Source organism: Serratia sp. Je.1.23.a, from assembly GCF_051129805.1.
Taxonomy (GTDB): Bacteria; Pseudomonadota; Gammaproteobacteria; order Enterobacterales; family Enterobacteriaceae; genus Serratia; species Serratia liquefaciens.
On record NZ_JBCPSR010000009.1, the window covers coordinates 172,249 to 181,494 of the forward strand.

8 protein-coding genes, 1 tRNA gene and 1 pseudogene are annotated in these 9,246 nt (G+C 49.7%); 7 read left to right on the forward strand and 3 right to left on the reverse strand.

The genetic code is table 11. The annotated features are described in order from the left end of the window. Positions 1–40 precede the first annotated feature (40 nt). The 6 genes from cutA to AAZT04_RS24090 all read left to right on the forward strand — a co-directional run bounded on the left by cutA (position 41) and on the right by AAZT04_RS24090 (position 5,975). Positions 41–364 (forward strand): divalent cation tolerance protein CutA, encoded by a 324-nt coding sequence (gene cutA, locus AAZT04_RS24065; RefSeq protein WP_020824880.1) that lies wholly within the window; start codon positions 41–43, stop codon positions 362–364. After that, positions 340–2,049 carry a protein-disulfide reductase DsbD gene (locus tag AAZT04_RS24070; RefSeq protein ID WP_116691418.1) on the forward strand — a complete coding sequence of 570 codons (1,710 nt, stop codon included), beginning with the start codon at positions 340–342 and terminating at the stop codon, positions 2,047–2,049. Before cutA ends, AAZT04_RS24070 begins: the two co-directional genes overlap by 25 nt. Before the next feature lie 40 nt (positions 2,050–2,089). After that, positions 2,090–2,665, forward strand: coding sequence for a division control transcriptional repressor DicD (dicD, locus tag AAZT04_RS24075; RefSeq protein WP_020824878.1), 576 nt, complete (start codon positions 2,090–2,092; stop codon positions 2,663–2,665). 159 nt (positions 2,666–2,824) lie between these two features. After that, positions 2,825–2,900 (forward strand) — tRNA-Phe (locus AAZT04_RS24080). Between the two features lie 193 nt (positions 2,901–3,093). Then, positions 3,094–4,356, forward strand: coding sequence for a tyrosine-type recombinase/integrase (locus AAZT04_RS24085; RefSeq protein ID WP_129983198.1), 1,263 nt, complete (start codon positions 3,094–3,096; stop codon positions 4,354–4,356). 809 nt (positions 4,357–5,165) lie between these two features. After that, entirely contained in the window at positions 5,166–5,975 is an 810-nt protein-coding gene (locus AAZT04_RS24090; RefSeq protein WP_129983197.1) for a hypothetical protein, read from the forward strand. Between the two features lie 156 nt (positions 5,976–6,131). On the opposite strand, the gene AAZT04_RS24095 is transcribed toward AAZT04_RS24090, so the two are convergent. Then, on the reverse strand, positions 6,132–6,827 hold the full coding sequence (locus tag AAZT04_RS24095; protein ID WP_129983196.1) for an IS6 family transposase: 696 nt from the start codon (positions 6,825–6,827) through the stop codon (positions 6,132–6,134). A gap of 189 nt (positions 6,828–7,016) precedes the next feature. Continuing rightward, positions 7,017–7,121 (reverse strand): IS66 family insertion sequence element accessory protein TnpB, encoded by a 105-nt coding sequence (tnpB, locus tag AAZT04_RS24100; protein WP_425313993.1) that lies wholly within the window; start codon positions 7,119–7,121, stop codon positions 7,017–7,019. Between the two features lie 731 nt (positions 7,122–7,852). Here tnpB and AAZT04_RS24105 point away from each other — a divergent pair. Continuing rightward, on the forward strand, positions 7,853–8,308 hold the full coding sequence (locus AAZT04_RS24105; protein ID WP_434682082.1) for a transposase DNA-binding-containing protein: 456 nt from the start codon (positions 7,853–7,855) through the stop codon (positions 8,306–8,308). 366 nt (positions 8,309–8,674) lie between these two features. On the opposite strand, the pseudogene AAZT04_RS24110 reads toward AAZT04_RS24105, so the two are convergent. Beyond that, positions 8,675–8,765, reverse strand: a pseudogene (locus AAZT04_RS24110) (IS5/IS1182 family transposase); the annotation flags it as partial. Positions 8,766–9,246 lie beyond the last annotated feature (481 nt).

Below are 9,246 nucleotides of genomic sequence, written 5' to 3' on the forward strand. Positions count from 1 at the left end.
GGTATAGTGCCCACTGATAATCTGGATGAGAGGGCTGAAGATGTCTGATTGCGAAGCTGTCGTCATACTCTGCACCGCACCCGATGAGGCCACGGCACAAGACCTGGCGGCCCGGGTTCTGGGGGAAAAGCTGGCGGCCTGCGCCACGCTGTTACCCGGCGCAACGTCGTTATATTACTGGGAAGGGAAACTGGAACAGGAATATGAAGTGCAGATGCTGTTCAAAAGCGATTGCCACCATCAAGATGCCCTGCTCAGCTACCTGAAACAACATCACCCCTACCAGACGCCAGAACTGTTGGTGTTGCCGGTGATGGCCGGAGATAAAGACTACCTGTTATGGATCAACGCCTCATTAAACTGATTTTTCTGCTTTGCAGCCTGTTCTTTCTGCCGCAGGCGGCCCAGGCTTCGCTGTTCGGCCAAAACGGCGGTAGCCAGTTCGTGCCTGTCGATCAGGCCTTCGCCTTTGATTTCAAACAGCAAGGCAATCAGCTGTCGCTGGACTGGCAAATTCGTCCCGGTTATTACCTCTATCGCCAGCAGATCAAACTGGTGCCAAAGCAGGCCACGCTGGGCGCCTTTGAACTGCCCGCCGGGCTGAGCCACAAAGACGAATTTTTTGGCGAGGTCGCCATTTTCAAGCAACAGCTGAATCTGAAGATTCCGCTGCAACAAGCAACGGCAGATGCCAGCCTGAGCGTGACCTACCAGGGCTGCGCGGAAGCCGGTTTCTGCTACCCGCCGGAAACGCGCGTGATCCCGTTGAATGCCGTGAGCGCCTCCGCCGCTCCGATACTCCCTACTGCGGCAGAGCCGGTACCGGCTCCCAATGATCTGCCGTTTTCACCGCTGTGGGCATTGCTGATCGGTATCGGTATCGCTTTCACCCCCTGCGTTTTGCCGATGTATCCTCTGATTTCCGGCATCATTCTGGGCCGTGAAAAACCGCATAGCAGCGGTCGAATTTTGGCGTTGGCCGTGGTTTACGTGCAGGGTATGGCGCTGACCTATACCTTGCTGGGTTTGGTGGTCGCTGCCGCCGGGCTGCAGTTTCAAGCGGCACTGCAACATCCGTACGTGTTGATCGGCCTCTCAGTGCTGTTTATCGCCTTGGCATTGTCGATGTTTGGCCTCTATTCATTGCAATTACCGGCCTCGCTGCAAACGCGTTTAGCGGGCTGGAGCAATACCCAAAAGGGCGGTTCGTTACCCGGCGTGTTCCTGATGGGGGCTCTGGCTGGATTGATCTGTTCCCCTTGTACCACCGCACCACTCAGCGCGATCCTGCTCTACATTGCCCAGAGCGGTAATATGTGGGCCGGCGGCGGTACCTTGTACCTTTACGCATTAGGCATGGGGATCCCGCTGGTGCTCGTCACCCTGTTCGGCAACCGCCTGCTGCCGCGTAGCGGCCCATGGATGCAGTATGTCAAAGAGGCTTTCGGCTTTGTGATCCTCGCCCTGCCGGTATTTCTGCTGGAGCGTGTGATCGGCGATCTGTGGGGGCTGCGGCTGTGGAGCCTGCTGGGCCTGGCGTTCTTCGGCTGGGCATTTGCCCTTAGCCTGAAAACCTCCCGCGGCTGGGCCCGTGTTTTACAAATGCTATTACTGGCAGCGGCGGTGATTGCCGCACGGCCGTTGCAAGACTGGGCTTTTGGCGTTAACAGCACTCAGCAGGCAGCACCACATCTGAACTTTACGCAGATCAGTAATGTGGAGCAGCTCAACCTGGCGCTGCAGCAAGCACAGGGTAAACCGGTGATGCTGGATCTGTATGCCGATTGGTGCGTCGCCTGCAAAGAGTTCGAAAAGTATACCTTTAGTGATGCGGCCGTTCAGGCTAAGCTGACCAATGCCGTGCTGCTGCAGGCGGATGTGACCGCCAACAATGCCGAACAGGCAGCGCTGCTCAAGCACTTGAAAGTCCTGGGTTTGCCGACAATTCTATTTTTTAACGGCACAGGACAAGAGTTGACGGCCCAGCGGGTGACTGGATTTATGGATGCTCCAACGTTCAACGCGCATTTGCAGAAAGTAGTGCAATAAATAACACTGAAGTTCAGAACCGAATTTGGAGGGAGCACAAGTGCAACGCGAACAAGTTCTTGATACGGCACTGGGTCTGTTGGAACAACAGGGCCTGGCAACCACCACATTAGAAATGCTGGCAGAAAAACTCGACGTACAGCCGAGCGATCTTAAACGCTTCTGGCCGGATCGCGAAGCGCTGCTGTATGACTGCCTGCGCTATCACGGCCAGCAAATTGACACCTGGCGTCGCCAGTTGCTACTGGACGAAGCCCTGAGCCCACAGCAAAAATTGCTGGCACGCTACGACGTGCTGGCAGAGTACGTACAACACGATCGCTATCCCGGCTGCCTGTTTATTGCCGCCTGTAGCTTCTTCCCTGAGGTTGATCACCCTATCCACCAGCTGGCCGAGCAGCAGAAGCTGACTTCGCTGGAACTGACCCGTGACCTGCTGCGAGAAATGGACGCCGACGATGCGGATATGGTGGCGCAGCAGATGGAACTGATCCAAGAGGGCTGCCTCAGCAAACTGCTGATAAAACGTCAGCTCCAGGACGTATCCGTTGCCAAGCGCTTGGCGGAAGACATCTTGCAGGTCGCTCAGTGCCGCAGAAATGGCGCATTAAGCTGAATGACACCGTGGCGGCGAGCGCAACCACGGTACTTTACGCCCATCTCGCGCTTTTTTTGCTCCCTTTGACTGAAAAGCCAGCAACCGGACGCGTTTTGCCTTATTTCGTTCACAAAGCCGTTGACTGACTTCGGCCAATACGGTTTAATGCTGCGCGTTGCCCGGATAGCTCAGTCGGTAGAGCAGGGGATTGAAAATCCCCGTGTCCTTGGTTCGATTCCGAGTCCGGGCACCATATTCATATCAACGGACCTCCACGGAGGTCCGTTTTTGCTTTACAAACCCGCCAAAAATCACGCTTCACGAATCATTTCATTCAACCCAATTCCACTCAATTCTACCCACATCAAGTCCCTTGCGAGGGTACAAATGAGGGTATAGTTTGATTCGATAAATCACGTACCCTCACATCACTCAGGAACCCACTGATGGCACTGACTGACGCTAAAATCCGGGCCGCTAAACCCGACGTAAAACCCTATAAACTCGCCGACAGCGGCAACATGTTTTTACTCGTTCACCCCAACGGCTCACGTTACTGGCGACTTCGCTATCGTCACCTTGGAAAAGAGAAAACCCTCGCCCTTGGTCAGTACCCTGACGTCTCTTTATCTGAGGCCCGTGAGAAACGCGACGAAGCCCGAAAACTTGTATCTCAAGGCGTTGATCCCTGCGAGCAAAAACGTATCCAAAAAGCAATCCCATCCACTGAACAGACTTTTGAAGCCATTGCTCGCCAGTGGCACCGTAGCAATAAAAAATGGTCAGGATCACATAGCGAAAAAACGCTGCAAAGTCTGGAAACTCATGTCTTCCCATTTATCGGTTCACGCGATATCAATACGCTGAAAACCCCTGACCTGCTTGTTCCCGTCAAAGCAGCAGAAGCCAAAGAGATATATGAGGTTGCAGCACGTTTACAGCAACGCATCTCGGCAATCATGCGATACGCGGCTCAGTCTGGGACCATTCATTACAATCCGGCAGTGGATATGGCTGGCGCATTAACAACAGCTAAACGCCAACACCGCCCCGCCCTTGCTTTGGATCGCATCCCTGACCTGCTTGAACGCCTGGAAAACTACCGGGGACAACCCCTTACCCGACTGGCAACAAGGCTCACGTTGCTTATCTTCATTCGCTCAAGTGAGCTCCGTTTTGCCAGATGGCCTGAAATCGACTTTAAAAAAGCTATGTGGACAATACCTCCAGAACGTAAACCAATAGAGGGCATTAGATACTCACACCGCGGTGCAAAAATGCGGACAGAGCATCTGGTACCGCTTTCCAGGCAAGCATTGGCGATTTTGGAGCAAATCCACAGTATCAGTGGTGAACACGAACTGATTTTCACCGGAGATCATAACCCCTGGAAACCCATGAGCGAAAATACCGTGAATAATGCGCTGCGATTAATGGGCTACAATACTAAAGTGGATGTATGTGGGCATGGCTTCAGGACAATGGCATGCAGTTCATTGATTGAATCCGGCCTGTGGTCAAGAGATGCCGTAGAACGCCAGATGAGCCACCAGGAGCGCAACGGCGTTCGTGCAGCTTATATCCATAAAGCAGAACATCTGGAAGAAAGGAGGTTAATGGTACAATGGTGGGCTGATTTTCTGGACGCAGGCAGAGAGAACGCGACCACCCCGTTTGATTACGCAAAACTCAATAACCCAATGCGGTGAATAACGCGAATAACCCAGACCAAGAAGTACGAACCTGGCTGTGTTTTAAAACCATAAGCCACAAACAAAGAAGGTAGACGCGCTGGAGTGATGCAATCCTCTTGGTTATCACCTTGCCAATTTGTTTGAAACGGCGATTTTCATCCTCAGGATCTTCCCTCTTTGACATCAGAGGCTTCAGATATCCCCACTGGCAGATATCTTTGACGGTGTATCCGGCTTCGACGGACTTGAGAACTGCGATAGCCTGATGTCCGGTGAATCAGGCTTTACGCAGCGTGTGATCTCCCCAGAGAATATAATCAGTATGTCGGAAGATTTCTAAAAATGGATGATCCGTTTTAATGGGAGGCTTACAACGGTAGCACATGGACGAAACGTCCATCAAAAGCCATGGAAATATTTGTGCGCGTTGTCGATACTGAGATGAGGCTGTCCTCCTCTGCTGACTACCACGGGGCCATCCCCTCATCCACGCCATACTGAGGCATGCGTGCGGGCCAGCATCAGGTCAGCACAAGTCACCTGGAAGGCAGTAACCTGTCAGTTGGAGGATAACCTCCCAGCGATGGCAGCGTAAATAAATGAGACGAAGAATGCTGTGCCAGCGCACTTCTCTTACCCGAAGGTACATTAACGACACTGAACCAACACGCTAGAGCGGCTCAATGAGGACGGGATATAGAGTAAAGCATGCTGGTGATAAGTCAGGACGTTGATGATAACGACATGGCCAACAGCACATAAGGCAGACCCTATCGGTTAGAAAAACCAATATGACACTTACAACCACATTGATGGGCACTACCATGAAAAATAAACATAACACAACGCTATGTCTTGCACAGCAAGCGTTACCCACTGATGTGAAAGATGAAGTATTACCCCATCAAATTAAAATAAACTCTTTTGATAGTGACAGTATCATCGATATCGATATAGCAGAAAAATATAAAACAGAAGGTAACGCATATTTAACCTCCAGACTAACCCAGGAAGCCAAGAAAGCATCGGCTAAAGCTGATACTTTTGCGGTTTTAAAACACATCCCGGGATTACTCGGCTCAACAATAGACACTGGCGCAGCCGCTTATGCTGCGGTAATAACAGGAAGTGGCTATTTACCCTTTGCGATAAAAGCAGCGCTTTTAGGGAAAGATGCAATCAATGCATTGCTGGATTATCAAGGCAGAAAAAATCAAGCAGCCGGAGGAGAAGACTTTCCAGGTGGAAGTGACATCGTCAAGAATGTGCTATATAAAACCGCCATAATGTGCAACGCATCACCACAGCAGGCCACGGCTTGGTCGCAGCATCTTGCAAATTATATCAATAACAGCTTAGATGTATCAGGAGTTGCTGCAAATCGATATGCACCTGCAAAAGTCAGCGAGAGCATGAAGATTGCAATGGATCTCTTTTCATTAATAGGGAAGCCAGGATTTAAAATGATTGGCGGCATGGCTGAAGCCCAAAGCACAATACACGCTAAAAATGAAAAAACGATAAAAAAATATTTAACCAGTATAGATACAGCTAAAGTAGAGAACTTAGATGAAAGTAACAAAACAAGAAACGGGATCATACGAAGGAGAAACAGGAGAACGCTTTCAATATGACCAAACTTTGTCGAAAAGAGCCAGTACCGAATTTTGTGTAAATGCCACCTCTCAGTAATGACCGCCCAGGTAGTCACCAAACTCGATAATAAAGCAGCTCATTGGGCTCTGTCGCATTAACGACGACAGGTCAGCAGAAATCGCGCTGCCGTTTTTTTAGGCAGCCAACAGATAGAATTGTTCTGCGGGTGACAATCCCTCACTTTGCGAGTGTTGATATTGCCCTTTACGTATCATGTGGAGCAGCTCGATGCCAGCCAGAAGCGTTTGTGCCCGCCGAAATGATTTGAACCCCAGCATAGACCGTATCCGACGTTTGATATTTCGGTGATCTTGCTCAATCAGATTATTCAGATACTTATTCTGCCTGACGGTAATGGTTTCCTCTGCGGGTTTGTCGGCATTGAGTGTCGTCAGCGCTGCCGTGTTGGCGCCACTTTTATCAATGGTCACTCTCTCAGGTCTGCCCTGGTGTCTAATGGCTTTGCGAAAGAAGCGTAATGCAGCCGCAGCGTCCCGTTTGGCGGTCAGCATGAAGTCGATAGTCTGCCCCGAAGTATCCACCCCGCGGTAGAGATATTTCCACTGACCTTTGACTTTGATGTAGGTCTCATCCATTCGCCATCGGCGACCCACGGAGCGTTTACGCCGTCGAAAGGCTTTATCCAGTGACGGTACCAGGCGGATGACCCAGCGATGAAGCGTAGAGTGGTCGACAAAAATACCACGTTCAGCCATCATTTCCTCCAGATTACGCAGGCTAAGGTCATAGGCCAGATACCAGCGCACACACTGGGCGATGATATCGACGGGATAATGCAGTCGCTGGAAGGCATTTCGGATCAAAGACATGTACAGGTAACATCATTAAAAAAAACAGCATGTTATCTGACGACGCCTTAATGCGACAGAGCCGCCTGGATTGCCAGACACACCATATTTTTCCAGCACAGGCTGAGGGCCTGGCGAAGCGAAGTGACCTCGCTGCAGCCGTTGTGTCAGCAGGCACAACCCACCACCGGTGGACCAGAGAAGTTTGACCTAGCAGCCGCTACATCCCCAGAAGATAAAGATACGGCCAGACAGTGGATCATCTTTCAGCGCGGTTTGTACTGTGCTCGCCAGGCCATTAAAGCTGTTTCTCATATCGGTGATGCCCACCACCAACCCAATTTTGTGCCAGTCGGCAGTGGGATCATCGTTTAAGCTCCTGTTTCAACCTTGTCAGCAGTTTTTCGCTGATGGCACCATCAAGGCGGAGAGTCTCGTGTCGGAAGGTTATCTCGCAGGACAGATTGAAGACTTCTGGCTCATTAGGTGCTGCGGGCGGTTAATTGTCAGGTTCGGTTTCAGCATACAGCGTTATCGGAAGTAGCCGGGGTACATCCACACTGAGTGATGCGGGTCACTGGAGTCCTCCCTGTCATCCGTGTTGACACCATTTAAAGAGCAAGTTGGCGTTGATAGTATTCTCCAGCGCCAGTTTTAAGATAGAAACTCTGGGTTCACAGGATGCGGCCACCAAGCGGTGTTTAAATTCAGGAAAATAATTGGGACAGCCTTTTCGCCTACCGGAAACAACATTTTTCTGGATATCTGGATATCTGACATTTTGCTTCCCACGACTATTTAGTGGGAGCCACGTTGTCGAATATGTCAGAAAATCACCAGACGGTACACGGCGTCTTGCAACTACCCACAATTATATTAATGTAATCATATAGATAATCGGTTGACATTTTTCAGGGATAGAACATATGGTTAAGCAGGAACAAACCTCGTTTTCATGGCTTGATGAGGAAATTAATTCTTCTGTCTTTAGTGATCGACGCCATGCCAGCCGCTTTAAGTCTCTGATGTAAAAACTCTGGTAGGGAATGGGAAACAGCTTGCCCTTTGCCTGCCAGGATCGCGCTGCAACAAAAGCGGCTTATCGCTTTCTTTCCAGCACCAGGGTTGATGAGCAAATGTTACTGCGGGGACATACTGAAGCTACCAGCCTGCGGGTGGAAGCCACCCCACAGGAAACAATTCTTCTCCTGCAGGACACCACGACTTTCGGTTATCACCGAAAAAATCCTGATGATGTTGGCTTTGCCGGGCACTATGCACCAGGACTGATTACAACTGGAAATGATGCGGGTGTTAATTGCGGGATCCTGATGCACTCCAGCCTTTCGGTAACGTCTCAGGGGCTTCCGCTGGGGTTGACGGCGGTAAAATTCTGGACTCGTAAGAAATTTAAAGGGACTAATGCATTAAAAAGGAAAATTAACCCTACTCGCGTCCCAATCGAGGAAAAGGAAAGTGATCGCTGGCTGGATGGGAAATAGCAGCCGAAAGATGTGGGTAGTTGCAAGACACGGCGTACGCTTACAACAATGATGTCATCAATAAAAAATCAACAATGACTACTATTTTTTCGTGTTCAATAGATGCGTTTTAGCATTGATATACTCATATTTTGATGATTGTTTTCTTAACCTTACTGGCTTGTATAACACAATGGTTTGCTGACGAAATTTGTCAAGATTTTATATGAAAGCCAAGATGGTCAGTGTAATTGTTTTTTAATAGTTTTTATAGAGCGCACAAATCCTTAAGAAACGAAAAAAGCATTATCAATTGTCAATAGGATTATTCTGGTTATTTTTGATAAGCACCTTGAAGTCTATCTATAATTATTAGGCTGAGCCCCCTTAATTGCATAACCTTTTGTAAAAAACGGAGGCAGCCCAGTTTCCCCCTTGCCAGATACATCCTCGCCGTTTTGTCGTAGCGTGTGGCTATAGAACAGGTTCTGTCGAAACGCTCAGTTATACTGCGTACAAAACATCCGAGTAGAAGGGACTTTGTTAAATCAATCGAATTTTCAGGAGATTGGTGGATGGCGGATTCGATCACTTCAGTCAAGCGATGCCTGGATTTACATCGTTTCGACGGGCGCAAACATTAACTGGCAGGCATTGAACTCGCCCAGATGATACGCAAAGGGCAATGTCCCTATCCTGCTGGCGACAGTTTGTCGCTGGCAGATTAGTTTTCCTGTTGGTGGCCTAAAAAATCTGCAGAGGCGTTGTTGCTAAACGGTAGTTGTTAACGCGACAGAACCTCTGGTAGTTGTAGTTAATCTAGCGAGTAGGATTATGAGCGTGAATGTAGCGTCCTCTGGGGCGAGTAATGGTCGAATGTCTCCTGTGATAACGTGGTTATCCTGGATAAATATTATTGTGCAATTCGCATTGCCAATATCGGTGGCGTTTACCCCCAT

Coding starts and splice junctions, on each gene's coding strand:
- cutA (WP_020824880.1), top strand. CDS start 41: ATGTCTGATTGCGAAGCTGTCGTCATACTCTGCACCGCACCCGATGAG.
- AAZT04_RS24070 (WP_116691418.1), top strand. CDS start 340: ATGGATCAACGCCTCATTAAACTGATTTTTCTGCTTTGCAGCCTGTTC.
- AAZT04_RS24085 (WP_129983198.1), top strand. CDS start 3,094: ATGGCACTGACTGACGCTAAAATCCGGGCCGCTAAACCCGACGTAAAA.
- AAZT04_RS24090 (WP_129983197.1), top strand. CDS start 5,166: ATGAAAAATAAACATAACACAACGCTATGTCTTGCACAGCAAGCGTTA.
- AAZT04_RS24095 (WP_129983196.1), bottom strand. CDS start 6,827: ATGTCTTTGATCCGAAATGCCTTCCAGCGACTGCATTATCCCGTCGAT.
- tnpB (WP_425313993.1), bottom strand. CDS start 7,121: ATGAGAAACAGCTTTAATGGCCTGGCGAGCACAGTACAAACCGCGCTG.
- AAZT04_RS24105 (WP_434682082.1), top strand. CDS start 7,853: ATGGGAAACAGCTTGCCCTTTGCCTGCCAGGATCGCGCTGCAACAAAA.